Raw genomic sequence first — 26,291 nt, forward strand, 5'->3', positions numbered from 1 at the left:
TGCTTCCGCTACTCGGCCTTCAACCCCGCCTGGACGATCAGCGGCTGCCATTTCAGGCGTTCGCTACGCGCGAATTCGGCCAATTCCGCAGGCGTGCCGCCGCCCGGTTCATGGCCCAGTTCCAGCAGGCGTTGCCGCACCTCCGGGCGCGCCAAAATCTTTGCGAGTTCGGCGTTCAGCTTCTGCACGACGGCGGGGGGCGTGCCCTTCGGCGCGTATAACCCGTTCCACGCGATGACCTGAAATCCCGGCAGCCCTTGTTCAGCGACGGACTTCACGCCCGGCAGCAGGGCGGATTCCTTCAGCGAGGTCACCGCCACCGCATGCAGCTTGCCGCCCGTGATGAACGAACGCGCGGCACTGACGGTATCGATGCCGATTTGCACTTGCCCGCCCATCAGATCCGTCGTCGCGGTGGCCGAGCCCTTGTAGGGAATGCCCCGGATGCTATCGACGCCTTGCTGCTTGAGCAGTTCGAAGACCAGCCGCGCGGTGGTGCTGGGCATGCCGACGTTGACGCTGTCGGACTTCGCCTTGGCAGCGTCGCGCAGGTCCGGCAAGTTGGCGTAGGGCGATCCTGGCGGGGACAGCAGCACCATCGGAAACGAGCTGACCAGCATGATCGGTTCAAAATCCTTCTCGGGGTCGAAGGCCGTGGACGCATACATGTATTGGTTCAGCACGTGCGTGCCGTTGGTGCCCATCAGCAGCGTGTAGCCGTCCGGCGCGGCGCGGGCGACTTCGGACGCGCCGATATTGCCGCCCGCGCCGGGGCGGTTTTCGACGATGAAGGCCTGGCCCAGCGATTTGGCCAGGTACTCGGCCAGATAGCGGCCGGCCACGTCGGTGCCTTGCCCGGCCTGGTAGGGGACGATGACCCGCACCGGTTTGGACGGATATTTGTCCGCCGCCGCGGCGGGCTGCGTGAATAGCAGGGACGCCGCTAGCGCGGCGATGAGGCGTAAGGGTTTCATGGTGGTCTCCTCGATGTTTTTATGGGTAGCGATTTGGGGCTACAGCTTGGGAGGAGGCCAGCGCGGCAGGACGCCCTGTTCCCGCAGGGCCGCGATATGGGTGTCGTCGAGGCCGGCCTCCCGGAGGACCTCGTCGGTGTGCTGCGCATAGGCAGGGGGTGGCCGGCGCAGGCGCGCGGGCGATTCGGCCAGCCGGGTGGCGGCGCCGATGCCGTGGTAGCCATCGCGGTCGATACGCATGCCGCGATGCGCCGCATGCGCCTGTTCGAAAGCTTCGGGCACGCTGTGGACGGGGCCTGCGGGGACGCCCCGCTGCATCAGGTCCTGGCAGAGGGTGTCACGCGTGCGGGTCGACAGCGCCGTTTCGATCGCCTCGCGCAACGCGTCGCGATGTTGCAGCCGTTGGCGGTTGGTCGTGAAGCGATCGTCTTCCAGTAGGGGCGCCAGGCCGACGTAATCGCAGAATTTGCGGAATTGGCGGTCGTTCACGACGCCCAGGAAGATCTCGCCGTCCAGGCACGCGAAGCGGTCATAAGGCGCGATATTCGGATGGGCGCTGCCCAGCAGTCCGGGCACGTGTTGTGTGTGCATCCAGTTGGCGGCGTGCGGCACCAGCAGGCTGAGCGCGGTGTCGAACAGAGTGGCATCCACGCGTTGGCCGCGCCCGGTGCGCGCGCGGTGGTACAGCGCCAGCAGGATGCCCGCTTGCGCGGTGTAGCCCGTCAGGTGGTCCACGATGGGAATGCCGATGCGGGTGGGGCCGCTGGCGGGGTCTCCGTTCACGCTCATCAATCCGCACATGGCTTGCAAGATGGCGTCGTAGCCCGGTAGCCCGCCCAGCGGTCCGTCGTCGCCGAATCCCGAAATGGCGCAGTAGATCAGCTGCGGAAAGCGCGGCTTGAGGTCCGTCTCGTAATCCAGCCCCCACCTGGCCATCGTGCCGGGGATGAAGTTCTCGACCAGGATGTCGGCGTCCTCCAGCAGGCGCAGCAGGACGTCGCGCCCGCCCGCCAGCGACAGGTCCAGCCCGATCGCCCGCTTGCCGCGGTTGACGGCGGTGAAGTAGGCCGCGTCGCCCTCCGCGTTGACGGGAGGCCCCAGCGTGCGGGTCTCGTCGCCGCCAGGCGGCTCGACCTTGATCACGTTCGCGCCCTGGTCAGCCAGCATCTGGGTGCACAGCGGACCCGCCAGTACCCGGGACAGGTCGATGACCCGAATGCCCTCCAGCACGCCGGCGGCCCGGGCGTTTGGGGGATGTGCAGCATGCTCCGTTGAACCAGACATCATCGACCTCGAGTTGGTCATGTCCGACGCGCGGGCGGGAACCGCGGGCGCGTGATCATGGCAGGCAGCGGCGGCCGGTCAGCCGTCGGAGATCAGACCGCCAGGCGCGGCGTGCGTCTGGCGGCCCGCGCGTCATCCGCGGGCAGGCAATTCAACCACGCCGGAGCCCAATACAGACAGCTCGTCGTCCTGGTTGCGTGCTTCCTGCTCGATTTCCACCAGGTGCCGGCCGTCTTCGATGTATTTGCGGGTGACGCGTCCCTTGAAGAACAGCATGTCGCCTTCGGGGTTGTGGCGGCGGATCTTGCACGTGGACTTGCGCAGGAACCCCGCATCGCCCATCCAGTTGGTCAGGTGGTGCGTCAGCCAGGAATTGCGTTCCGGACCGTAGTCGTATGCGCCAGGGGCGCCGACTTCCAGCGCGAAATCTTCTTCCCAGTGCACGCGCTCGGGCACGTCGGGAATACCGAAGCGGTTGGTGATGCCCACGCCGGGGTGCGCGTCGATCAGTTGCCACGCGAGCTTGTTGGCGCGGATGTACAGGCCGCCCCAGCCCTGCGCGAAGGCGATGAAACCCGTCACCGTCATGGGGCCTTTGAACATCACGGGCAGGGCTTCGCCTTCCTTCACGTCTTCCCAATAGCGGGGGGTGGCGCCGCGCACTTCTTCCTGCGCATACAGCTTGTAGGCTTCCTTGATTTCCTCGGGGCTGTAGCGGCGGGGTTCGCGAGCGCGCACCTCTTTGTATTTGCTGCCTTGTTCGCGGGCGTGGTCGCGCTCGGTGCGGAAGCACCAGCTGTCGGCCTCGGCGACCTTGTCGCCATCCTGGTTGAAGAAGTCCACGTGATAGATCTGCTGCACCGCACGGCCGGCGAAGCGGGTCTCGTGCTCGATGAGGTTCTTCAGGTGCGCTTCGGTCGAGATCACGTCGTTGCGTTTGACGGTCTTGTGCCAGGTCCAGTCGGCGCCCGACCACATCGCGTGCACGCCGGGCAGCCCGCCCACATAACCCGACACGATGCGGCTGGTCGAAAACAGGAAGCTGGGCAGGGCGATGATGCCGCCGTGCTGGGTCTTGGCCGCGTATTCCGGGTCGGACCACAGGGGGTTGTCGTCGCCGATGCCGTGGGCGTAGTGGCGGATGTTGTCGCGCGTGGCCTCGTAGCACCACGGTTCGGCAGTGGCGCCGATCTTCACGCCGATGCGGGCGCGCAGTTCATCCAGGCCGCTTTCGGTGATTTTGGGGAAGCTTCTTTCGGTCTTGGTCTTGGTCAGCATGATGTCTCCTGGGGATGGGTCAGACGTGCGCGGCGGGCGCGGCGTTTACGGTTGAAGCATCAGCGGTCGCAAGCTCTTGCTCCCGCAGTTTCCGGCGATGGATCTTTCCTGCGGGCGTCTTCGGCAGTTCGGGGACGAACACCACCTGGCGCGGATACTCGTGCTGGGCCAATTGGCTGCGCACCGTGTTCTGGATCTCTTCGACGAAGGCGTCGTCGCCCGTGCGGCCGGACACGACGAAGGCTTTGACGACCTGGCCGCGCAAGGCGTCCGGCACGCCGATGGCGGCGGCTTCGGTCACGTCGCGGTGTTTCAGGATGGCGTCTTCGATCTCGACTGCGCTCATCGTCCAGCCGGCCGAGATGATGACGTCGTCCGCACGGCCGCCGTGCCAGAAGTAGCCGTCCTCATCGACGCGGCCCAGATCCTTGGTGGCGACCCAGGCGTCGCGGCGCCAGAGCTTCAGTTCGCCCGTCACGCCGGGCGGGCAGGGCGCACCATTGGCGTCCTGAACTTGCACCCGCAGGCCGGGCACGGGCTTGCCCAGCGACCCGGGCTTGACCGTGAAGTCCGGGGCACCCGGGTAGTTCACCAGGCACACCCCGATTTCCGTCGTTCCGTACATGCTGCAGACCGGGCGTCCGAAGGCGGCCTGCACGAAGGCGGACGTTTCGCTGTCGATGGGCTCGCCGGTGAAGGACACCTTCTGCAGCTGATAGCGGTACTGGTCCGCCACGCCCGAGTTGCGCATCATCCGGTAGTGAGTGGCGGCGGCCGAGATGTTGTTGAAGCCGTGGTCCTGCAACGCCTGCAGCAGGCGTTCGGCGTTGAATTTGCCCGCGTAGGCGCCGATGGTCACGCCCAGGGCCAGCGGGGCCAGCGTGCCGTGCCAAAGTCCGTGGCCCCAGGCCGGCGACGATGGGCACATGAAGCGGTCACCGGGCCGCACGCCCGTGCCGTACAGGGCGGCCAGCATCAGCGTCACCAGCGCGCGGTGGGTGTGCTTGACCGCGTCGGGCAGTTCGCGGGTGGTGCCCGAGGTGTATTGGAAGATGGCCAGATCGTCTGCCCGTGTACGGCATTCGTAGCGGGAGGGGAACGCAGCCAGCGTGCCGATGAAGTCTTCGTCCGCGATAACGACGCGCATGTCGTCGCGCCCGCCGGCCAGCGGGGCTTTTTCGGCATTCGTCACCAACATGCGCGGCTTGCAGTCCTGCACGCGCAGCCGGATGCCGTCCGGCCCGAAGAGCGTGAAAAGCGGCACCGCGATCGCGCCCATCTTCATCGCGCCGAACATCGCCACGTAGAACGCCAACGACGGCTCCAGCATCACCGCGACCCGGTCGCCGGGCTGGATGCCCTGCGCGGCCAGATAGTGCGCGAAGCGTGATGAGGCGTCGGAAAGCTGTTGAAAGCCGTAGGTCTCGTCGCCGCCGGCGGCACGCACCAGAATCACCGCCGGCTCCGTCTGGCCGACATGGCGGTCGATGCACTCATGGGCGATGTTCATCCATTCGCGGTCGCCGTCGAACAGTTCCCAGAGTTTGTCCGGCGTGCAGAGCGCCTGCGCGTCCGCATAAGAAGTGGCCTGCGTCAGCGTCGTCATGTCGTCGTGCCTGTGTGGGGTCCGCAATCTGTTGAAGCGATATTGCGCGTCGCTTTTAAAATTGTCAATGACGTCTATTGATTGTCTATAGACAATTAAAGGCGGGCGGTCCCAGGCAGAACCTGCCGTGCGCAGGGTATGCTTGCCGCAATAAAAACGGAGAGTCAGATGAGCCAGTCCAGTCCCCAGGAACCCGCCGCCGCAGCGGGGCCGCGTGTCCGTCCCGTGCCCGCCGTCACGCGGTCGATCGCCATCTTGAGATTGCTGGGGCGCGGCGGTGCGCCGATGACCTTGAAGGCGATTTCGCAGGAGCTTGAGATGGTGACCAGCACCTGCCTGCATATCCTTCGGGTCCTGGTGGAGGAAGGGCTGGTGAAAGTCGATACCGGCACCAAGCGCTACAGCCTGGGCGTGGGCATGCTGACGCTGGCCCGCAGCGTGATCGAAAGCAGCCCCTTTCCGACGCTGGTGCAACCGGTGCTGGACAAGCTGTCCAGCGCGGCCAACGTGACCGCGATCGGCGTGGAAGTGGCGGGCGGGGACCACATGGTGGTGCTGGCCTTGTCCCGTTCCACGGCGCCGTTCCGGCTGCATGTGGACGTGGGCAGCCGCTTTCCCGCGCTGATCAGCGCGACCGGCCGCCTGGTGGCGGCGTTCTCAGACCTGACGGACAAGGAACTGGAGCGCCGCTTCAAGGCATTGCGATGGGACCAGGCGCCTGAATTCGCAGCCTGGAAAGCGGACGTGCAGGCGGTGCGCCGCGACGGCTACAGCATGGACCGCAACAACTACATCAACGGCGTCGTGGTGATTGCGGTGCCTGTGTTGAACAGCCAGAACCGCATGACGCACTCGCTGGTCGCGGCGGGGCTGGCGGAACAGCTTGATGACGCCCGCGCCCACGCCTTGGCCAAGGACCTGCAGGCCGAAGCGCACACGTTGTCACAGTTGCTGTCCGCCCGCAGCTGAGCCGATACGCGACCTCGCCGGCTACACCATCGCCTGCCCGCTCCGCCGGGCGGCGCGGATGTCCTTGCCTAACGTCACGCACAAGAGCGCCAGGATGGCCGCGGACAGGGCCGGCCAGATCAGAAAATAAACGGTCAACCACATATCGATCTCCTTGTTTTCAATGGGTGCGGATCAGCGTCCGGCGGTGTCTGCGGCAAGTTGGTTGGACGGCGCTTCGCGCGCCAGGTCGTCCTGCTTTTGGTGAAAGGACGTGACGCGGTCGGCCAGCACGCTGAAATCGAATCGTTCGCGGTTGCGCAGGCTAAGCGCTACGCAGATCGTGGCGCTCGCGCCGTAGGCGGTCAGCGAGGCCATCAGCACGATGTAGTCGCGCAGGCTGCCGATGAAGACGGGCAGCATGACCACCACGGCGATCGTGCCCACGGTGATGGCGACGGTGCGGCCCAGGAAGCCGAACGCCATCAATCCCAACACCACGCCGCCGCCGATGGCTGCGCAGATTTCGAAGAAGACGGCGATGACGCCCGTAATCGGCAGCAATTCAAAGCGCACGATGGTGAACAGCACCACGGCCGACAACACCGACGCGACGAAGGCGCGGTTGTTCACGCGGTCCCAGTAGAAGCTGGCGATCACCGGGAAGACGATGGCGCCCCACAGCGCGCCCACGAACACCAGCATGACCAGGATGTCCAGGCGCAGGCTGGCGAAGATCACGCCGATCATCGTGGCGATGATCATGGTTGCGCGGCCCCACCACAGCATGCGCCGCGGGTCCGGGCGTCCGCGCGCCAGGTTCTTGGCGTAGACGTCGGTCATGACGATGGCAGACAGCGCCGCCAGGTCGGAGTCGGCGGTGGAGGACAGCGACCCCACGACCAGCAGGAAGAAGAGCGCGATGCCGAAGGGCGGCAGATAGGTGGACGCCATCTGCGGGATGATGTTGTTCATGTCGCCGTTGGCGGGCTCCAGCCCGACGAACAGCGCCAGCAAGCCCAGCATGCCCAGGCCGATCACGACGGCGCCGTAGCCGACCGTGGCGGTCAGGAAGGTGGGCTTGATCAGGTCTTCACGCACGGCGAAAAGGCGTTGCGCAATGGTCTGGTTGCCGATGGCATAGGCCAGCACGGCGACGAAGTACGGCGCGCCTTGCTCCAGGATCGCCTTCGAGGAATAGAAGTCGGCCTGGTCGCTGTTCAAGCGCCACATGTTTGCTTGCAGCATGTCCGGTCCGCCGGCGTTGAAGAAGATCAGCGGGATGATGATGACCGCAGCGATGATCATCGCTGCCAGCTGCGCGAAGTCGGTCATGACCGAGGTGCGGAAGCCCGACCACAGGGTGTAGGACAGCACGCCCAGCCCGGCGATCAGCACGCCCTGGATGAACGTGAGCGGGCTGAGGATTGACACCAGTGCGCCGGCGGCTGTGAAGTTCACCATCAGACTGATGCAGCTGCCCACGATGTTCGACACCGCCATGATCATCTGGCTGGACTTGCCGTGGCGCGCGTGAATGACTTCTGCCAGCGTGTGGGCTTTCGGCGCCAGTTGCCGGAAGCGCTTGCCGAAGGGGTAGATGAAGAGAATCATCAGGGCGCCCCAGAATCCGTAGTGCAGCGGGCCGGACAAGCCGTACTTGTAGCCGGACGTGGCACTGGCGTAGAAAGAGGCGGCCCAGATCCAGGTAGCGATCATGCTGGCGGTCGACAGGCCGAAGCCGACTGCGTTGTTCGACACCATGAAGCCGTCGACGTTCTCGTTTTTTTCGCCAATAAATAGCGACATCAGGAAGGTCGCGCCGTAGAAGCCGGCCAGCAACAGGATGGCGGTGGTCGCCGATAGCTGGAAGAAAACTGTCTCTTGCATCTTGTGGGTCCTTACTCCTCGACAGCCTGGTCGCGGCCTGCCGGCCGGGGCTGCGTGAGTGCCGTTTCCGCGGAGTGCGATGGGCGGCAAGCCTTCCCATGGCGCAGGCGAAACACCAATGGACCGCGGGCTATTCGTTTTTGTTTCGAGCGCGCGATCGCGTGCCTGCCCAGCCGGGCAAGGGGTGGCAGCCCGGATCGGACAAACACAAGACACACCGTATTGGTGCCTTGCTTCGGCATGGGGCCGGGGCGTCGCGGACACGGATGCCGTTGACGCGGGGCGGCTCAATGCGGTGAGCAATGGTCCTGCTGGGTAAGCAGGTTTTTGTTCCGCAACCGCCGGCTTTCGGCCCGGCGGCTGGGTGGTGGTGTTTCGGCGCTGACGCCGGGCCGCTGTGCGCGGCCATGTGACGGGTGCCCTCGATGACAGAGCATCGGCGGGGTCCGGTGATGAATTACAACATTTGTTAAGTATAGGGGTAGACGGGGACAGCGTCTACCCTTGCAGCCATAAAACCCGGGGTAAAAATGTAAATTGCGAGCCTTTGCTCGCGGCCCGCAATCTACGGATACCGGCTCAGAAGCCTTCCTTGGGCACGTGGACGCGGCCCTCCATCAGCACGCGCGCGCTGCGGCTCATGATGGCTTTCGTGACCTTCCATTCGCCGTCCACCAACTGCGCTTGCGCGCCTACGCGCAACGTGCCGGAAGGGTGGCCGAAGTTGACGTTGTCGCGCTCGGTGCCGCCGGCGGCCAGGTTCACCAGCGTGCCGGGCACCGCCGCGGCGGTGCCGATGGCGACGGACGCCGTGCCCATCATCGCGTGGTGCAGCTTGCCCATGGACAGCGCGCGCACCAGCACGTCGATGTCGCCCGCCCCGATCTGTTTGCCGCTGGATGACACGTAGGCCTTGGGGCGCGCCACGAAGGCGACCTTGGGCGTGTGCTGGCGGCTGGCGGCGTCTTCAAGCTTGTCGATCAGGCCCATGCGCAGCGCGCCGTGCGCGCGGATGGTCTCGAAGCGCGCCAGCGCGGCGGCGTCGCCATTGATGTCGTCCTGCAGTTCCGTGCCGGTGTAGCCCAGCGCTTCGGCGTCCAGGAAAATGGTGGGGATGCCCGAGTTGATCATCGTGGCCTTGAACGTGCCCACGCCGGGCACTTCCAGGTCGTCGACCAGGTTGCCGGTAGGGAACATCGACCCGCCATCGCCGTCTTCGGCAGGGTCCATGAATTCCAGCCGCAGTTCGGCGGCGGGGAAGGTCACGCCGTCCAGTTCGAAGTCGCCGGTCTCTTGCACGGCGCCGTCGGTCATCGGAACGTGGGCAATGATGGTTTTCTTGATGTTGGCCTGCCAGATGCGCACGACGGCGATGCCGTTGGCGGGCACGCGCGCCGGGTCGACCAGGCCGTTGGTGATGGCGAAGGGGCCGACGGCGGCAGACAGGTTGCCGCAGTTGCCGCTCCAGTCCACGAAGGGCTGGTCGATGGAGACCTGGCCGAACAGGTAGTCCACGTCATGGTCCGGCTGGGTGCTCTTGCCGACGATGACGGTCTTGCTGGTGCTGGACGTGGCGGCGCCCATGCCGTCGATCTGCTTGCCGTAGGGGTCGGGGCTGCCAATCACGCGCATCAGCAGCGCGTCGCGCGCCGCGCCCGGCACGCGGGCGGATTCGGGCAGGTCATCCAGCTTGAAGAACACGCCTTTGCTGGTGCCGCCGCGCATGTAGGTGGCGGCAATCTTGGTTTGGGGAGCATGGGCCATGGGATCGTCCTGATGTCTTGGTGCGGTATCGGAGTCTGGGGCGGCGGGCGTGCGGGGCGCCCGCCAGTCCGGTTGGGTCTCAGCCGGCCTTCTTGGTGGTGGCGGATTCGGCTTCCAGGAAGTCTTGCGCAAAGCGTTGCAGGACGCCGCCGGCTTCGTAGATGGATACCTCTTCCGCGGTGTCCAGGCGGCAGGTCACGGGCACCTGCACCGTTTCGCCGTTGCGGCGATGGATCACCAGCGTCAGGTCGGCGCGCGGTTCGCGTTCGCCAATGACGTCATAGCTTTCCGTGCCGTCCAGCGCCAGCGTCTTGCGGTTCACGCCGGGCTTGAATTCCAGCGGCAGCACGCCCATGCCGATCAGGTTGGTGCGGTGGATGCGTTCGAAGCCTTCGGCCACGATGGCTTCCACGCCGGCCAGCCGCACGCCCTTGGCGGCCCAGTCGCGCGACGAGCCCTGGCCGTAGTCGGCGCCGGCCACGATGATCAGCGGCTGCTTGCGGTCCATATAGGTTTCGATGGCTTCCCACATGCGCATGACCTGGCCTTCCGGTTCCACGCGCGCCAGCGAGCCTTGCTTCACGGTGCCGTCGTCATTCGTCACCATCTCGTTGAAGAGCTTGGGGTTGGCGAAGGTGGCGCGTTGCGCGGTCAGGTGGTCGCCGCGGTGGGTCGCGTACGAGTTGAAGTCTTCTTCGGGCAGGCCCATCTTGTCCAGGTATTCGCCGGCCGCGCTGTCCAGCATGATGGCGTTGGACGGCGACAGGTGGTCGGTCGTGATGTTGTCGCCCAGCACGGCCAGCGGCAGCATGCCGCGCAGCGTGCGGGCGCCTGCCAGCGCGCCTTCCCAGTACGGGGGGCGGCGGATGTAGGTGCTTTGCGGGCGCCAGGCGTACAGCGGGCTGACGCCGGCCTTGCGGTCGTCCTGGATGCCGAACATGGGCGCGTAGACCTTGCGGAACTGCTCTGGCTTGACGGATTCCTTGACCACGGCGTCGATTTCCTCGTCGGTGGGCCAGATGTCCTTCAGGCGGATCTCACGGCCGTCGGCGCCCGTACCCAGCACATCGCGTTCGATGTCGAAGCGGATCGTGCCGGCGATGGCGTAGGCTACGACCAAGGGAGGCGACGCCAGGAACGCCTGCTTGGCATACGGGTGGATGCGGCCATCGAAATTGCGGTTGCCGGACAGCACGGCGGTGGCATAGAGGTCGCGGTCGATGATTTCCTGCTGGATCACGGGGTCCAGCGCGCCGGACATGCCGTTGCACGTGGTACAGGCGAAGGCGACCACGCCAAAGCCCAGCTTTTCCAGGTCTTCCGTCAGGCCGGCTTCGTCCAGGTACAGCTGCACGGCCTTCGATCCGGGGGCCAGCGAACTCTTCACCCAGGGCTTGCGCGTCAAACCGGCGCGGTTGGCGTTGCGCGCCAACAGGCCAGCGGCGATCACGTTGCGCGGGTTGCTGGTGTTGGTGCAGCTGGTGATGGCGGCGATGATGACGGCGCCGTCAGGCATCAGGCCCGGTTCGTTTTCCACGACGCCCGAGATGCCGCGCGCGGCCAGGTCGGACACCGGCAGGCGGCGGTGCGGGTTCGACGGGCCGGCCAGCGTGCGCACCACGGTGGACAGGTCGAAGCGCAGCACGCGTTCGTATTCGGCGGTCTTCAAGCTGTCGGACCACAGGCCCGCCGTCTTGGCATAGGTTTCGACCAGGGCGATCTGTTCGTCTTCGCGGCCGGTCAGGCGCAGGTAGTCGATGGTCTGCTGGTCGATCGAGAACATGGCGGCGGTGGCGCCATATTCGGGCGCCATGTTCGAAATGGTGGCGCGGTCGCCCAGCGTCAGGCTGGCAGCGCCTTCGCCGTAGAACTCCAGGTAGGCGCCCACGACCTTTTCGCGGCGCAGGAATTCGGTCAGCGTCAGCACCACGTCGGTGGCGGTGATGCCGGGCTGCGCGCGGCCGGTGAGTTCCACGCCGATGATGTCCGGCAGGCGCATCCACGAGGCGCGGCCCAGCATGACGTTTTCGGCTTCCAGGCCGCCCACGCCGATGGCGATAACGCCCAGCGCGTCCACGTGCGGGGTGTGGCTGTCGGTGCCCACCAGCGTGTCCGGGAACGCCACGCCGTCCTGCGTGTAGATCACGGGCGACATCCGCTCCAGGTTGATCTGGTGCATGATGCCGTTGCCCGGGGGCACGACTTCGATGTTGCGGAAGGCCTGCTTGGTCCAGTCGATGAAATGGAAGCGGTCTTCGTTGCGGCGGTCTTCCACGGCGCGGTTCTTGGCGAAGGCGCCGGGGTCGTTGCCGTCGAATTCCACGGCCAGCGAGTGGTCCACGATCAACTGCACCGGCACGACCGGATTCACCTTGGCGGGGTCGCCGCCTTTCTCGGCGATGGCGTCGCGCAGGCCGGCCAGGTCCACCAGCGCGGTCTGGCCCAGGATGTCATGACAGACCACGCGTGCCGGAAACCACGGGAAGTCCAGGTCGCGGCGGCGTTCGATCAGTTGCTTGAGCGCGTCGGTCAGCATGGCCGGGTCGCAGCGGCGAACCAGGTTTTCCGCAAGCACGCGGGACGTATAGGGCAGGCCGGCGTAGGCGCCGGGGGCAATGGCTTCAACCGCGGCGCGCGCGTCGAAATAGTCCAGGCGGGTGCCGGGCAGGGTCTTGCGGTACGAGTGGTTCATCATGCCTCCGTGCGCCGCAGGTTGCTCTGGGCGATCTGTTGTTCGATGTTGATACGGGATACGCGGATGTGCCGGCGCATCAGGATTTCGGCCAGCTCGCCGTCGCGGTCGGCGATGGCGTCAAGAATGCGGTGGTGTTCGGCGTAGGCCTGCCGTGGGCGGTTGGGCGTTGTCGAATACTGGATGCGGTACATGCGCGCCAGCTGGTAGAGCTCGTCGCACAGCATGCGGAACAGCATCTGGTTGCCGCTGCCCTTGACGATGCGGTAGTGGAAGTCGTAATCGCCTTCCTGCTGGTAGTAGCCCAGGCCGGCCTGGAAGGCGGCGTCGCGTTCGTGGGCTTCCAGCACGCCGCGCAGTTCGGCGATTTCAGAGGGCGGCATGCGCTCGGCGGCCAGGCGGCAGGCCATGCCTTCCAGCGATTCCCGGATCTCGTAAAGCTCGGAGAGCTCTTGCTGCGACAGCGACACGACGCGCGCACCGGCGTGCGGGACGCGCACCAGCAGCTTCTGGCCTTCCAGCCGATGCAGGGCTTCGCGCAGCGGACCCCGGCTGACGCCATGTTGGCGCGCCAGTTCGGGCTCGGAAATCTTGCTGCCCGGGGCGATCTCGCCTTTGACGATGGCGGCCTGGATCTTCTTGAAGATGTGATCCGACAAGGTTTCGCCATCGCCGGGCGGGGTGCCCGGCAGGGTCAGCACTTTGCTCATAGTGTCAACAATCTATCCGGATTAAGGAGAAATATTCGGGATAAGGCGCTGTATGGCGCCAGATTGTCAACAATTTACCTTGGGTGGACCGTGGGCGCAAGCGGCGGGGCGGCCGCTTGCGCCGTGCTCGGCGGGCGGGCTACCGCTTGTGATGCACCTGCTGCACGCCATAGACCTGGACGGGCAGCCCCACGTGCCGTGCCTTCAATTGCAGGGACAGGTATTGGGAATAGTGCCGGGACTGGTGCAGGTTGCCGCCGTGGAACCACAGCCCTTCCTGCTGCGTGGGCTTCCACATATTGCGCTGCTCGCCTTCCCAGGGGCCGGGGTCCTTGGTGGTGTCCGAACCCAGGCCCCAGCACTTGCCCACCTTGTCGGCCACTTCCGGGCTGATCAGGTCGGCTGCCCAGCCGTTCATCGAGCCGTAACCGGTGGCGTAGACGACCAGGTCGGCCGGCAGCGTGACGCCGTTCTTCAACACGACGGCCTCGCGCGCCAGGTGGCTGACGTCGGTGCCGGATTGCAGCTTGATGCTGCCGTCGATGATCAGGTCGCAGGCGCCCACGTCGATGTAATAGCCCGATCCGCGACGCAGGTATTTCATGAAGAGGCCGGAGCCGTCGTCGCCCCAGTCCAGCATGAAGCCCGCCTTCTCCAGCTTGCCGTAGAACTCGGCGTCGCGCTCGCGCATCTGGTCGTAGAGCGGAATCTGGAACTGCGCCATGATCTTGTAGGGCAGGGACGCGAACGTCAGGTCTGCCTTGCGGGTCGTCATGCCGTTGGCCAGCGCCTGTTCGGAATACAGCCCGCCCAGGCCGATGTCCATCAGCGTGTCCGACCGGACGATGTGGGTGGACGAACGCTGCACCATGGTGACGTTGGCGCCGCCCTCCCAGAGCGCCGCGCAGATATCGTGGGCCGAATTGTTGGCGCCGATGACCACCACGTTCTTGCCCCGGTACGCGTCAGGCCCGGGGTGTTGCGACGAATGCTGCTGCTCGCCCTGAAATTCGTCCTGGCCCGGAAAGCGCGGGATGTTCGGCTTGCCCGACATGCCGGTGGCCAGCACCAGCTGCTTGGGCCGCAGCACCACGGGCTTGCCGTCGCGCAGCACCGTGACCTCCCATTCCTTTTTCTGTTCGTCGTAGCGCGCCGACTGGCAGACGCTGGAGGTCCAGTAGTTCAGCTCCATCACCTTCGTGTACATCTCCAGCCAGTCGCCGACCTTGTCCTTCGGCGCGAAGACGGGCCAGTTTTCGGGGAAGGGGATATAGGGCAGGTGGTCGTACCAGACCGGGTCGTGCAGGCACAGGGACTTGTAGCGCTTCCTCCAGCTGTCGCCGGCGCGCTCGTTCTTTTCGATGATGATGGTGGGCACGTCCAGTTGTCGCAGCCGCGCGCCCAGGGCGATGCCGCCTTGCCCGCCGCCGATGATCAGCACGTAGGGCTGCGACTTGTAGCCCAGCTCGGCCGCCTCCTGCTCGCGCTTTTCCAGCCAGGTCTGGCGGTCGCGGTCGTGGCCGTGTTCGGCGCCCTTGGGGCGGCGCGTGCCGCTCGGTTCTTCATGCCCCTTCAGTTCGGACATGGTGGTCAGCAGCGTCCAGATCTTGCCGTCTTTCACGCGGATGTGGCCATAGCCGCGTGCCAGGTTCGTGTCGATATGTAGCCAGGCTTGCAGCAGGCCCCCATCGTCGGAAACAGCCTCACGTTCGTCGCGGGTGAAGCGTACCGGCTCCACTTGCGACAGCTGTTGCGTCAGCATCTCGCGGATCTGGTCGCGGCCTTCCAGCGTGCGCAGGTTCCAGCTGAAAAGCACCAGGTCGCGCCAATAGCATTCGTCCTGGAACAGGCCGGCAACGGCATCAATCTCCTTGTTGCCCAACGCGGTGTTCAGGCGGGCGAGCACCGCGTCCAGAGCGGCATTGGCGGGGTCTGTCTGCATGTCTTGTCTCCTTGCCCGGGGCGGGCGTCGTGGTCATGGCGGATGGCTCCGTCCATTGACGCCCTGGCCTGTGCCGGCCGCTGGGGCGTCAAGACTGCACATGCAAATGCCGTGCCAGCTTGCGACCGGCCGTGGCGACGGGGCGCGCGGCTGACGGCGGCGCGATGCACTGTCGCACCGCGCCACACCTGTTGCAGCAGGGTGTGGCCCAGGCGCCGAGTTCGCGTCTAACGCGTGAGCCCGTAGCGCCGCATCTGGCGGTGGACGGTAGAGCGGTCCACACCCAGCTGCCGCGCCGCTTCCGACACGTTGCCGCCGCAGCGGGCCAGCGTGGTTCGTAGCGTGGCTTCTTCCGCGCTCAGCGCCGCGCCCGCCGGGGCAAAGGTGTCCGGCAGGTCTTGCGGCGTGATGACGCCGTCTTCGCACAAGGCGGCGGCCACCGCGATGACGTTGGCCAGCTCGCGGATGTTGCCCGGCCAGGCATGCGCCTTCAGCGCCAATAGCGCCGCAGGCGATAGCACCGGCACACCGGACTCGCCCTGATGCCGCGCCAGCATGCGGGCGATCAGCCAGTCCAGGTCCTGCCGTTCGCGCAGCGGCGGCACGGTCAGCGTGGCGGCGTTGATGCGGTAATACAGGTCTTCGCGAAAGCGGCCCTCGCGCACCAGCGCGCCCAGGTCGCGATGCGACGCGGACACCAGCGTCAGCCGCACGGCACGCGGCGCGTTGGCGCCGATGGGCGTGACTTCGGACTCCGCCAGCACGCGCAGCAAGCGGCTTTGCAGCGGCAACGGCATGTCGCCGATCTCGTCCAGGAACAAGGTGCCGCCGTCGGATTCCTCGATCAGGCCCTTGCGGCCCTTGGGGGCAGCGCCGGTGTAGGCGCCCGGCAGGTAGCCGAACAGTTCGCTTTCGATCAGGGATTCGGGAATGGCCGCGCAGTTCACGGCGACAAAGCTGCCCGGGCGGCGGCTGTCGTCGTGGATGGCGCGGGCCAGGTATTCCTTGCCCACGCCGGTTTCGCCCTGCAGCAGGATGGGCAGGCCTTGGCGCGCGAGTTTCGCGGCTCGGACTTGCAGCGCCGCCATCTTGGCATCCCCGCCGTCCAGCCCGCGCAACGCAGACGGCGTGGCGCGCACGGCGACCGTGGCGCCGCGCAGGTGGCGGTTGGGTTCGATGGCGTGCGCGAACAGCGCATTGCCGTCGCGGGCGACGATCAGGCGGTCTTGCGGCGCGTGGCCGCGCGTGTAGTGCGGCAGGTCGTCCAGTTGCACATCAAAGAAGCGGGTTACGGGCTGGCCGATCAGGCCGGCCGGGCTGCGCCAGTCCAGCCCGGCTGCGCGCGCCAGCAACTTGGCGCCGGAGTGCGTCATGCCCAGAATGCGGCCGGTGCCGTCCAGCGAGATCGCCGCTTCCGGGTCCACGTCCAGAAACTCGGGTGACCGCGCAAAGCGCAGCACCCATTCATTGCGCGTGCGCGCCATGAGGTTGGCCAGTTCGATGCGGCGCGTGGTGCTGTTGACCAGGTGCAGCGCCAGATTCTGGCTGGTTTTCAGGCTGGGCGAGCTGAGCAGAGAAATATCCAGCACGGCGGCCAATTCGCCATCGGCGTTGTAGATGGGGGCGGCGGTGCAGGACAGCGGTGTGTGCGTGTTGTCGAAGTGGTCGGTCTGGTGAATAGTCAGCGCTTCGCCGGTTTCCAGGCAGGCGCCCACGGCGCAAGTGCCGGCGCGCGGTTCGGACCATTCAGACCCCAGGTACAGGCCCGCTTTGCGCAGCTTGTCGGTCTGTAACGGGTCACCCAGAAATTCCACGGTGACGCCCTGGCGGTCGGCCAGCAGCAGCACGTAGTTCTGGCCCGCCACTTGCTTGAACAGATGATCCAGCCCGCTGCGGGCAATGTTGATCAGCGCTTCGGATTGTTGGCGATGTTCGCGCAGCCGGCCGTCCGGCACGATGTAGGCTTCGCAAGCCTGGGCCGGGTCCAGCTGGTATTGATCCAGGCAGCGCAGCCAGCTGCGCACCACATGCGCGTCGCGCTGCGTGGGGCGTCCGCGGCCTACCTGTTCGATCTCGCGGATATGGGCGGAATGCAGGGATTCCTGACTAGGCATGTCGTCTCCATGTTGCGCCCGATCTGCGTCGGATCAACAAGGCAGCATGCCCAGAGACGGACCCGCTTGTAAATGGTGGTTATCCAGCGGTCTCGCTGTCTATCGAACGCAGCCCCTTGGGAATCCGATAACGCGTGCCGTCAAAGCGCAGCGTGTGGCGGGTCTTGCCCTGGCTGACGGTTTTTTCCTCGCACCCGCCTTGCTGCACTGCGGCACGGCTGGACGAGTGCGCGTCCGTGGCAACCAAGTCGCGGTAGCCCTTGGTTTGCGCGGTGCCGATCGCCAGGCTCACCGCGCGTTCGGTGAATTTTCCCGCGCAACTGGTGTCCCACTGGCCGGACGAGTGGTTGACGATCAGGCCGTCGAGCACCAGGCGCAATTCCTTGTCTTCCACGGTGAAGAGCCGCAAGCTGGTTTCGTCCAGGGGATTGGCGCGCGAGGCGCCTTCGCGTTCGATGCGGATCCCAAACGCACGGCGGTCGGCCGTGACGTCATAGCGCGCCGTATCGAACGACAGGCTGGCGATGCGCAAGGCATCGTCCGACATCAGATCGACCAGCGTGTGGCGCTGCCGCACTTGCAGCGTCTGGCGGTCCAGCACCAGCACTTCCAGATCGCCTTCGTGGCCGTTTTCGGGGTCGGGCGTGTCTTGCATCAACGGCACCGCCACGAGCAGCAAGTCGGGGTTGGCCGGCCAGGCCTTGCAGACCACCGCGAAGGGCGCGCCGACGTCCGCGTCAGACAGCGTCACGACGGCGTGGCCTTGCTTTAAGCGGATGCGGCCCTCGCGGTCGGGCTTGTCCTGGTTCTGATACACGCTGCGCACGATGTCGGCCGCCTCGGGGCAGGGGCCGCTTGCGGCGTGTGCCACGCCAACCGTCAACAGGGCGGACAAGGTCAGGGCGCCGGTCAAGAAGGATAGGGGGCGGGGCATCGTAGGCGGGCAGGGACGAAGAAGACCGAATTCTAATCACGCCACCCGCCGGCGTTGCGCCCCTTTCGCTACCGGCCGCTACAGATCGCTACAAGTCCACCCGCACCTTGCCCGCCTTTACCAGCCCGGCCACGTCGCGGATTTCGGACAGCAACGCCTGTTGCAACTGCTGGGGCGTGCCGCCGGTCGGCTGGAACCCCTGTTCGGCCAGCTTGGCGTGGACGGCGTCGGTTTGCAGCGCGCGATTGATGCCCTGATTCAGTGCGGCAATCGTAGCTTCGGGCGTGCCCGCCGCGCAGTAAGTGCCGAATTGAATCTGCGCATCGAAGCCGGCGTAACCGCTTTCGGCGACAGTGGGAATGTCGGGGTATTTGGTCAGGCGCTCGCGGCTGGTCACCGCCAGCACGCGCAACCGGCCGCTTTTCAAATACGGTTCGACGGCGGCAACCGTGGCCACCACCAGTTGAATTTGGCCCCCCAACAGGTCAGTCATCATGGGGCCCGTGCCGCGATACGGCACATGCAGCATGTCGATGCCGCAGGCGGCCTGCAACAGCTCGGTGGCCAGGTGTTGCGGCGTGGCGTTGCCCGGTGATCCGAACGTCAGACCCTTGGGTTCGCGTTTGGCCTGGGCCACCAGTTCCGCCAATGTCTTGGCGGGCAGGTCGCTGTTCACGGCCACCATATAGGGCGAGCGCGCAATCGGGCAGACGGGCGCCAGCTGTTTCAACACCTCTTCCGGCGGGCGGGCGTAGTAGCGCACCGACGGCACCAGCCCCGCGAACAGCAGCACGCTGCCGTCCTTGGCGCCGTTGGCGGTGTAGTCAGCGCCCAGCATGCCGCTGGCGCCGGGTTTGTTTTCGACCACGATGGACCGGTCCAGCGCGCCTTCCAGCGTGGCGGCGATGACGCGCCCCAGCACGTCGGTGCCGCCGCCCGGCGGGAACGGCACGATCACGCGCAAGGGCGCCTCGCGCGCGGCGGCAAGACGGGTCAGCGACAGGGCCGCCGGCGCCGCGGCGGCCAAGGCCAGATGCTTCAGTAGGGTTCTGCGATGCATGGGTTTGTCTCCCTCTCCGGCCCCTTTCGGGGCGTTGGCCGATCGTCTCTGTCAGGCGGACGATTCAGCGGTTGTCGGCAGTAAAAAGGCCTGCAGTGCCGCAGCCACCACGGCCGGAGCTTCCACCGGCAGCATATGCCGTTGGCCGTCCACGACGCGGGCTCGGCCGTCGGGCAGCGCACGTGCCAGGCCGCGCGTCATGCGGGCGGTGGACCCGACGTCTTCCTCGCCCGTCATGGCAAGCGTGGGGCAAGCGATTTCGGGCGCAGCCTGCGCCAGGATCGGGTCGCCCTGCGCGAACAGCCGGTAAGCCGCCAGGAAATTCGCGCGGTCGTTGCGCAGCAGACGCTGGCCGATGGCCGCCACCCGCTCCGGGCGCGCGGCCTGGAAGCCGGGCGTGAACCAGCGCTGCAGCGAGATTGCGGCTGCGGCTTCCACATCCTGGGTCGCGGCGGCGGCCAGGCGGGCCGTCACGGCGCGGACTTCTTCCGGCGTGCGCTGAAACACAGTGCTTAGCAACACCAGCCGGCTTACGCGCCGCGGCCGGGCCGCCGCATAAGCTCCCGCAATCAGGCCGCCCATGGAATAGCCCAGCACGTTGGCTTGCGGCCAGCCGGCCAGATCCAGTTCGGCGTCTAACTGCGCGACGAAGTCCTGCACGCGGGCCTGGCCTGCGATGCCGGGGGCCGCGCCATGGCCCAGCAGGTCATAGCGCAGCACGTCGAAATCCGGTTCCAGCAGCGGGACCAAGTCATCCCACAACGTGTGGTCCAGGCCGACGCCGTGCAACAGCACCAGCGGCGCGCCCTGGCCGGAACGGCGGCGCGGCGTGCTCATTTCGATTGCGCCTCTTGCGCCAGTTCCTGCAGATCGGAATAGCGGTTGCCGATGCGGTGGTGTGGCCGGCCCGAGGTGGCGGCGCCCAAGGCAATCACGATCTCGTCCGGGGCCGGGGCGTCGTTGATGTTGGTCTGCACGGTCAGGTAGTGCGACCGCAGGCCTTCGTCTTGCTTGTGCATCAACGGCACCGAAATCACGCAGCCCGGTCCGCCGCGCGTGTTCGTGAAGCTGAGGTAGCTGGTGCCGCCCACGGCATTGCGGTAGGCATTGCCAAATCGCAGCGTGTGGATCAGCGCCGAGGCATGTTCGACTTCGCCAGCGGTGCCCACCACGGCAGCCTTGCCGTAGGCTTCGATCTGGTCGGCGGAACCGGCCTGGCGCAGGATCTCTGCCACCAGCAGTTCGCCCAGCGGCGGCGCGGCTTCAAGGATCTGCGGGCGCAGGTCTTCCTGGAAGGGCAGGCCGGCCCACGGATTGCGGATCACGGCGGCCGCCACGATCATGATCAGCGGCCGCTCGGCCGCCTTGCCGCCTTCAATGCAGGTCTTCTCGACGTAACTGACGATTTTTCGCACTTGCAAAGCCATTCCATTGCTCCCATGCATATGTGATGAACGATGGGTGCATTGTTGAAGCCGGCACGGAATTTTGACAATCCAAATTAACGTAAGTTAATTTCGGAAAACCTGAATTTGATTGGCCCACCGTCATGCCCCAGCCTCTGAAGATCCAACATTTGCGCCAGTTCCTGCTGGCGGCTGACCACGGCAGTTTTCGCCTGGCGGCCGAGGGCACGCACCGTTCGCAGGCGGCGGTGTCGGCCGCCATGCAGGATCTGGAGCAGCAACTGGGCGCGCCGTTGTTCGAAGCCGGCAAGCGCGCGCAGTTGACGCCGTTGGGCCATGCCGTGGCGCCGTTGCTGCGCGAATTGCTTGCCACGCATGACCGCGTGCTGGATGCCGCGCACCAGTTGGGGCAGGGCCATACCGGGCCAGTGTCGCTGGCGGTGATGCCGTCGCTGGCGGATGAGTGGCTGCCAAAGCTGCTGGAACGCTATGCGCGCAGCCACCCGGATATCCGTATCCGTGCCGTGGACGAATCGTCGCAGGATGTGCACAGGCTGGTGTTGACGGGCGAAGTGCAGGTTGGTGTGGCGGGGCAGGTGCCACGCACGGCGGAAGTCGCGTTCACGCCCGTTGCGCGCGACGCCTTCGGGCTGGTTTGCCGCAAGGGGCATCCTTTGGCGCGCCGGCGGGGGGCGGTGCCCTGGTCGGCGCTGGACGCCGAACGGCTGATCGGAAACGCCACGTTCGACACCTTGAAGAACCGTCAGTTGGGCGGGGGCATCGACGACCCCGCGATGGTGGTGTCCAACCGCGCGTCGCTGCTGGCCAGCGTGGTCAGCGGGTTGGGGGTGACGGTGTTGCCCGTGCTGGCGCGGCCGTCCGTCGGATCAGGCCTGGCCTTTGTGCCGCTGGCCGAACCGACGGTGGAACGCATCGTCGGGGTGCTGACCCGCAAGGAGGAAACCCTGCTGCCGTCGGTGGCGGCCATGCACGCGCTGGCGTTGCAGTCGCTTGCGCAGTTCACGCGCCGCAAGGGCGCCGTGCTGGTCTAGCCGGGGTCTGGCCTTCCCGGGCCTTGCGCCTACACGCCGCAGGCCACCATCATGAATTGCCGGAAGGCGTCGGCAGGCTTGGCCAGCGTGGCCCGCGGATGCCAGAGCAGCCCCGCCTCCATGGGCGGCACGGCGTCGGTGATCGGCATGGCTTCTATCTTGCGGCCTTCCAGTGACCAGGGGCGATAGACCATGTCCGACAGCATGGTGACGCCAAAGCCATGCGCCACCAACCCGCGCAGCGCCTCCATGGACCGGGTGCGCAGCGCGATGTCGGGCTGCAGGCCGTGGGTGCGCCAATAGCCCAGCGTCGAGCGCTCGCCTTCATCCACTTCCAGCAGGATGTAGGGATAGCGGGCGATGTCGGCCAACGACGGCGCGGAGGCCGACAGCAGCGGATGGCCCGAGGCCGTCCAGAGTTGCCGGCGCGACCGTACCAGTACCTGATGGCCGAAACGGTCGCGCTTTTCCACGTTGGACAGCAGCGCCACGCCCAGTTCCACGTCGCCACTGGCCACCGCCGCTTCGATCTCCGGGCGGTCCAGGTCCACCAGGTCCAGCACCACCTCGGGATAGCGCCGGCGAAAGCGCGCCAGCAGGTCGGGCAGGAAATATCCCAGCACGGTATAGGAGGCCGCGATCCGCACCGTGCCGCGCAACGCATAGCGTTGGAAGCCGGGTTCGCGGATGGCGTCGTCCAGCGAATCCAGGATGTCCTGCGTGCGTCGATGAAAGTTGTGGCCTTCCGGCGTCAGGGTGACGCCATGCGGGTGGCGGTCGAACAGGCGCACGCCCAACTGCGCTTCCAGCGCCAGCACGGCATTGGTGACGGCGGACTGCGAGACATGCTCGTCGGCCGCCGCCATGGAAAACCGGCCCGTGCGGGCGGCCGCCGCGAAGTAGCGCAGCTGCCGCAGGGTGACGTCGTTTGCCATCTGATTTTCGAATACCTGCTACCTGAAACTATGAATATACGATAACGAGCGGCGTTCCTACACTGCGGAAAACACTCAAATCCGCACCCGGCAGGAGACAAACGCGTGAACGCCCCACTACCCCCTGGCGTGGCCGATACCCATGGCCTGACGCTCGACGACAAGTACACCCAGACGACCGGCCGCATCTACCTGAGCGGCACCCAGGCGCTTGTGCGCTTGCCGCTGTTGCAAAAGCTGCGCGACCAGCAGGCCGGCCTGAACACGGCCGGCTATGTCTCGGGCTATCGGGGTTCGCCGCTGGGCGGCCTGGATCAGGCGCTGTGGAAGGCCAAGAAGCATCTGAAGTCGCACGACGTGGTGTTCCAGCCCGGCGTGAACGAAGACCTGGCCGCGACGGCGGTGTGGGGCACGCAGCAACTGAACCTGTTCCCGGGCGCCACGCGCGATGGCGTGTTCGGCATGTGGTACGGCAAGGGGCCGGGCGTGGACCGGTCGGTGGATGTGCTCAAGCACGCCAACTCCGCGGGTTCCTCCGCCCACGGCGGCGTGCTGATGCTGGCGGGCGATGACCACGCCGCGAAATCCTCGTCCGTGGCCCACCAGTCCGAACACGTGCTGATCGCAAGCGGCATCCCGGTGCTGTATCCGTCCAACGTCCAGGAATACCTGGACTACGGGCTGCACGGCTGGGCCATGAGCCGCTACACCGGCTTGTGGGTGGCGATGAAGTGTGTGACGGATGTGGTGGAATCCAGCGCCTCGGTCGACGTGGACCCGGCGCGCGTGCAGATTGTGCTGCCCGAGGACGCGCTGCCCGAAGGCGGGCTGAACATCCGCTGGCCGGATTCGCCGCTGGCGCAAGAGGCGCGGCTGCTGGACCACAAGTGGTATGCCGCGCTGGCCTATGTGCGCGCGAACAAGCTGAACCGGGTGGTGCTGGATTCGCCTCGCGCGAACTTCGGCATCATGACCGCGGGCAAGGCCTATCTGGACGTGCGGCAGGCGCTGAACGACCTGGGCCTGGACGAAGCGGCCTGTGCCGAAGCCGGCATCCGCGTCATGAAGGTCGGCTGTATCTGGCCGCTGGACGCACAAGGCGCGCGCGAGTTCGCCACGGGCCTGAAAGAGATCCTGGTCGTCGAGGAGAAGCGCCAGATCCTGGAATATGCGCTGAAGGAAGAACTCTACAACTGGCGCGATGACGTACGTCCGCGCGTGTACGGCAAGTTCGACGAACGCGAGCACGGTGGCGGCGAATGGTCCACGCCGCGCGGTGGCTGGCTGCTGCCGGCGCGCTACGAGCTATCGCCCGCGCTGATCGCGCGCGCCATCGCCGCTCGGCTGGACAAGGCTGATCTGTCCGATGAATTGCGGGCCCGCATCGCTGCGCGCCTGGCCGTCATCGACGCCAAGGAACGCGAAGCCGCGCGGCCCACGCTGGTGGAAGAGCGCAAGCCCTGGTTCTGTTCAGGCTGCCCGCACAATACGTCTACCCGCGTGCCGGAAGGATCGCGCGCGGTGGCGGGCATTGGCTGCCATTACATGGCCATGTGGATGAATCGCGACACCGATACCTTCAGCCAGATGGGCGGCGAGGGCGTGGCGTGGCTGGGGCAGAAGGATTTCACAAGCGAACGGCACATCTTCGCCAACCTGGGCGACGGCACCTATTTTCATTCGGGGCTGCTGGCGATCCGCGCGGCGGTGGCGGCGCGCGCGTCGATCACCTACAAGATCCTCTACAACGACGCCGTCGCCATGACGGGCGGGCAACCGGTGGACGGCGTGCTGACGGTGCCGCAGATCGCGGCGCAAATGCAGGCCGAGGGGGTCGTGAAAACCGTGGTGGTCACGGACGAGCCCGACAAGTACACGGGGGCGGCGGCGCTGCCCGGCGCGATCGAGGTGCATAACCGCAAGGCGTTGGACGACGTGCAGCGCGCGCTGCGCGACATCGAAGGCACCACGGTGCTGATCTACGACCAGACCTGCGCGACCGAGAAGCGGCGTCGCCGCAAGCGCGGCGACTACCCCGACCCGCTGCGCCGCGCTTTCATCAACGATGCCGTGTGCGAAGGCTGCGGCGATTGCTCGGTCAAGTCCAACTGCTTGTCGGTCGAACCGCTGGACACGCCGCTGGGCACCAAGCGCCGCATCAACCAATCCTCATGCAACAAGGACTTTTCCTGCGTGGAAGGGTTCTGCCCCAGCTTCGTGACGGCCGAAGGCGCCGTGCTGCGCAAGCCGGCACGGTCGGGCGCGGGCGAGTCACCATTGCCCGACGCGCCGTTGCCGGTGCCCGCGTCCATCGCGGGGGGCGCCGCGTATCGCGTCGTGATCGCGGGCGTGGGCGGCACCGGGGTTGTGACGATCGGCGCCTTACTGGGCGCGGCCGCCCACATCGAAGGCAAGGGCGTCACCGTGCTGGACATGGCGGGCCTGGCGCAAAAGGGCGGCGCCGTGCTCAGCCATGTGCAGCTGGCCAACCGGCCGGAAGACCTGCACGCCACCCGCGTGGCGCTGGGCGAGGCCGACCTGGTCATCGGCTGCGACGCGCTGGTATCGGCGTCGCCCGAGGTGCTGTCGCGGTTGCGGCCGGATCATGGGCGTGCAGTGGTGAACAGTGCGGCGGCACCGACGGCGGCATTCCTGTCGCAACCGGCCTGGCGCTTTCCCGGCGCGCAGGCGGAAGCCGCGGTTGCCGCAAGCACGGGCGGCAATTGCGACTTCCTTGACGCGGGGCCGCTGGCCGAGGCCTTGTTGGGCGACACCATCTACGCCAACCCGCTGCTGTTGGGTTATGCATGGCAAAAGGGCGGCCTGCCGCTCAGCCGCGACAGCCTGCGCCGCGCCATCGAGATCAATGGCGTCTCCGTGGACAAGAACCTGGCCGCGTTCGAACTGGGCCGGCAGGCCGCGCACCGCGGCGTCGAGGCGCTGCGTCCAAAGAAGGCCGCGCAAGTGGTGGCGTTGCCGGAATCGCTGGACGGGTTGATCCAGCGGCTGGCGGGGCACGTCGGCGCGTACCAGGACGCGGCTTACGCGGCGCGTTTCCGCGCGGCGGTGGACGCAGTGCGTGCGCGGGAATCCGCCATGCCCGAAGGGCAGCGATACGAGGTGACGCGCGCGGTGGCGCGCAACCTGGCCAAGTTGATGACCTACAAGGACGAATACGAGGTGGCGCGCCTGTACACCGACCCCGCCTTCAAGGCCAAGTTGCAAGCGCAATTTGAAGGCGAACCCGGGCGCGACTATCGCGTGCGCTACTACCTGGCGCCGCCGGCCTTCGCGCGCCGCGACACGCAGGGCCGCTTGCAGAAGCGTGCGTTCGGGGCGTGGATGGGCGTGGCGTTTCGCATGCTGGCGCCGATGAAGCGGGTACGCGGCACGTGGCTGGACCTGTTCGGCAAGACCGCCGAACGCCGCATGGAACGCCAGCTGGCGGCCGACTACCTGGCGCTGGCTGCCGAGTTCTCGCAAACGCTGAACGCCGATAACCGGGAGGCTGCGTTGGAGCTGGCCAATCTGCCGGATGCGATCCGCGGATATGGGCATGTGAAGGAGAAAAGCGTGGGCCAGGCGCAGGCACGCCAGGAGGGGCTGCTGCAACGCTACCGCCATCCGCAGCAGGATTCGCTGGCGGCGTAGGAAGGGAGGGCACGGTGACGGGGATCGGCTGGTGTACGATCCCCCGTCAAT

At 66.5% G+C, this 26,291-nt stretch carries 19 protein-coding genes; 3 read left to right on the plus strand and 16 right to left on the minus strand.

What is annotated here, in order from left to right; translation table 11 throughout:
• Window positions 1-8: 8 nt before the first annotated feature.
• From AC3WMU_RS14610 to AC3WMU_RS14625, 4 genes are all read right to left on the minus strand, one after another.
• Window positions 9-974 (minus strand): Bug family tripartite tricarboxylate transporter substrate binding protein, encoded by a 966-nt coding sequence (locus AC3WMU_RS14610; protein ID WP_006222362.1) that lies wholly within the window; start codon window positions 972-974, stop codon window positions 9-11.
• Window positions 975-1,013: 39 nt separating this feature from the next.
• Window positions 1,014-2,261, minus strand: coding sequence for a CaiB/BaiF CoA transferase family protein (locus AC3WMU_RS14615; protein WP_492282812.1), 1,248 nt, complete (start codon window positions 2,259-2,261; stop codon window positions 1,014-1,016).
• 129 nt (window positions 2,262-2,390) lie between these two features.
• On the minus strand, window positions 2,391-3,536 hold the full coding sequence (locus tag AC3WMU_RS14620; RefSeq protein WP_006222360.1) for an FAS1-like dehydratase domain-containing protein: 1,146 nt from the start codon (window positions 3,534-3,536) through the stop codon (window positions 2,391-2,393).
• A 19-nt stretch (window positions 3,537-3,555) separates the two neighbouring features.
• Window positions 3,556-5,142: an acetate--CoA ligase gene (locus tag AC3WMU_RS14625; protein WP_492282563.1), complete on the minus strand. Its 1,587-nt coding sequence runs from the start codon at window positions 5,140-5,142 to the stop codon at window positions 3,556-3,558.
• 168 nt (window positions 5,143-5,310) lie between these two features.
• Here AC3WMU_RS14625 and AC3WMU_RS14630 point away from each other — a divergent pair, with 168 nt between their 5' ends.
• A complete protein-coding gene (locus AC3WMU_RS14630; protein ID WP_006222358.1) occupies window positions 5,311-6,111 on the plus strand; it encodes an IclR family transcriptional regulator in 801 nt (266 codons plus the stop codon).
• A gap of 21 nt (window positions 6,112-6,132) precedes the next feature.
• On the opposite strand, the gene AC3WMU_RS14635 is transcribed toward AC3WMU_RS14630, so the two are convergent.
• From AC3WMU_RS14635 to AC3WMU_RS14685, 11 genes are all read right to left on the minus strand, one after another.
• Window positions 6,133-6,255, minus strand: coding sequence for a putative transporter small subunit (locus AC3WMU_RS14635; protein WP_006222357.1), 123 nt, complete (start codon window positions 6,253-6,255; stop codon window positions 6,133-6,135).
• A 30-nt stretch (window positions 6,256-6,285) separates the two neighbouring features.
• Window positions 6,286-7,980 carry a sodium:solute symporter family protein gene (locus AC3WMU_RS14640; RefSeq protein WP_492282564.1) on the minus strand — a complete coding sequence of 565 codons (1,695 nt, stop codon included), beginning with the start codon at window positions 7,978-7,980 and terminating at the stop codon, window positions 6,286-6,288.
• A 579-nt stretch (window positions 7,981-8,559) separates the two neighbouring features.
• Window positions 8,560-9,744 carry a 2-methylaconitate cis-trans isomerase PrpF gene (prpF, locus tag AC3WMU_RS14645; protein ID WP_492282565.1) on the minus strand — a complete coding sequence of 395 codons (1,185 nt, stop codon included), beginning with the start codon at window positions 9,742-9,744 and terminating at the stop codon, window positions 8,560-8,562.
• A gap of 79 nt (window positions 9,745-9,823) precedes the next feature.
• Complete coding sequence (acnD, locus tag AC3WMU_RS14650) at window positions 9,824-12,436, minus strand: Fe/S-dependent 2-methylisocitrate dehydratase AcnD (protein WP_492282813.1); 2,613 nt, start codon at window positions 12,434-12,436, stop codon at window positions 9,824-9,826.
• A complete protein-coding gene (locus AC3WMU_RS14655) occupies window positions 12,436-13,146 on the minus strand; it encodes a GntR family transcriptional regulator (RefSeq protein ID WP_006222353.1) in 711 nt (236 codons plus the stop codon). Before AC3WMU_RS14655 ends, acnD begins: the two co-directional genes overlap by 1 nt.
• 139 nt (window positions 13,147-13,285) lie before the next feature.
• Complete coding sequence (locus AC3WMU_RS14660; protein WP_492282566.1) at window positions 13,286-15,088, minus strand: NAD(P)/FAD-dependent oxidoreductase; 1,803 nt, start codon at window positions 15,086-15,088, stop codon at window positions 13,286-13,288.
• A gap of 227 nt (window positions 15,089-15,315) precedes the next feature.
• Entirely contained in the window at window positions 15,316-17,202 is a 1,887-nt protein-coding gene (locus tag AC3WMU_RS14665; protein ID WP_492282567.1) for a sigma-54-dependent Fis family transcriptional regulator, read from the minus strand.
• 79 nt (window positions 17,203-17,281) lie between these two features.
• Complete coding sequence (locus AC3WMU_RS14670) at window positions 17,282-18,097, minus strand: PA3715 family protein (RefSeq protein WP_492282568.1); 816 nt, start codon at window positions 18,095-18,097, stop codon at window positions 17,282-17,284.
• Between the two features lie 127 nt (window positions 18,098-18,224).
• Window positions 18,225-19,196 (minus strand): Bug family tripartite tricarboxylate transporter substrate binding protein, encoded by a 972-nt coding sequence (locus AC3WMU_RS14675; protein WP_492282569.1) that lies wholly within the window; start codon window positions 19,194-19,196, stop codon window positions 18,225-18,227.
• A 51-nt stretch (window positions 19,197-19,247) separates the two neighbouring features.
• Window positions 19,248-20,033 (minus strand): alpha/beta fold hydrolase, encoded by a 786-nt coding sequence (locus AC3WMU_RS14680; RefSeq protein ID WP_492282570.1) that lies wholly within the window; start codon window positions 20,031-20,033, stop codon window positions 19,248-19,250.
• The gene (locus tag AC3WMU_RS14685) at window positions 20,030-20,623 is read right to left on the minus strand and encodes an amino acid synthesis family protein (RefSeq protein ID WP_006222347.1); all 594 of its coding nucleotides are present in this window, start codon (window positions 20,621-20,623) and stop codon (window positions 20,030-20,032) included. The genes AC3WMU_RS14680 and AC3WMU_RS14685 overlap by 4 nt, the downstream gene beginning before the upstream one ends.
• 122 nt (window positions 20,624-20,745) lie before the next feature.
• Here AC3WMU_RS14685 and AC3WMU_RS14690 point away from each other — a divergent pair, with 122 nt between their 5' ends.
• Window positions 20,746-21,654 (plus strand): LysR family transcriptional regulator, encoded by a 909-nt coding sequence (locus AC3WMU_RS14690; RefSeq protein ID WP_492282571.1) that lies wholly within the window; start codon window positions 20,746-20,748, stop codon window positions 21,652-21,654.
• Between the two features lie 29 nt (window positions 21,655-21,683).
• Here AC3WMU_RS14690 and AC3WMU_RS14695 read toward each other — a convergent pair whose 3' ends face one another.
• The gene (locus AC3WMU_RS14695; protein ID WP_280026704.1) at window positions 21,684-22,589 is read right to left on the minus strand and encodes a LysR substrate-binding domain-containing protein; all 906 of its coding nucleotides are present in this window, start codon (window positions 22,587-22,589) and stop codon (window positions 21,684-21,686) included.
• A gap of 105 nt (window positions 22,590-22,694) precedes the next feature.
• Here AC3WMU_RS14695 and AC3WMU_RS14700 point away from each other — a divergent pair, with 105 nt between their 5' ends.
• Complete coding sequence (locus AC3WMU_RS14700) at window positions 22,695-26,240, plus strand: indolepyruvate ferredoxin oxidoreductase family protein (RefSeq protein ID WP_492282572.1); 3,546 nt, start codon at window positions 22,695-22,697, stop codon at window positions 26,238-26,240.
• Window positions 26,241-26,291 lie beyond the last annotated feature (51 nt).

The organism is Achromobacter sp. FW305-C-13, from assembly GCF_058783475.1.